At 51.4% G+C, this 839-nt stretch carries 2 protein-coding genes; both read right to left on the reverse strand.

Annotated features, from left to right (window positions below; translation table 11 throughout):
- The coding region (locus tag R8O11_RS26410; protein WP_318194768.1) for a flagellar hook-basal body complex protein at nt 1-304 on the reverse strand (304 nt) is incomplete at its 3' end.
- 25 nt (nt 305-329) lie between these two features.
- On the reverse strand, nt 330-839 hold a 510-nt coding region (locus tag R8O11_RS26415; protein WP_318194769.1), incomplete at its 5' end, for a flagellar basal body rod C-terminal domain-containing protein.

Raw genomic sequence — 839 nt, forward strand, 5'->3', positions numbered from 1 at the left:
AGCCTTGCCCCATTACCGCTAGATCTAAGTCTTGAGTCGTGTTTTGTGTGTTGCCTTGCGTGAACACTTTTTGCGTGCCAACAACGCGCACACCACTACCCAATTGAACACCGCTAGGCAGCTCGTTTACCTGATCCACCGGTGCACCAGGCTGACGCTGAATGCTGTAGAACAAGTCTTCAAATACAACGCGGTCGCGCTTAAAGCCGACGGTGTTTACGTTTGCTAAGTTGTTGGAAATGGCAGTCATCTTCGTGTCCTGCGCTGCCATACCTGTCTTACTTACCCATAATGCCGAATGCATTGGTTATCTCCTTTTGGGGCGAGACTTATCTCGCCGCCATTAATTTGTTACCGGCTTGCGCCAACGTTTCTGCAGTTTTCATCATGCGTACTTGCATCTCGAAGTTACGCGTTAGCGACATCACGCCGATCAGCTCATCGATCGCCGATACGTTACTGCCTTCGATGTGTTCTGGTGCCAATTGCACGGTTTCATCCGCTGCGAATGGCACACCATCAACACTGTGAAGCAAGCTGTCGCTCTCTTTTTGCAGCTGATTGATTTCTGGCTTCACCAGTTTCAATGTGCCGACTGCGATTTCTGCACCGCCGCCCGGTGGAATAACCGAGACAAGGCCACGCTCACTGATTTCGATTTTTTGATAATCAGGCACCACCAACGGACCGTTTTCACCCACAACCGGGAACCCGTTGATAGACATTGCGCCAAAGGTATCGATTTGAATGTTACCGGCACGCGTGTAAGCCTCGTTACCCGCTGGCGTTTCTACCGCAAGATAACCTTCACCCATGACGGCAACGTCCAGCGCACGACC

This window comes from Vibrio sp. 1288, from assembly GCF_033344475.1.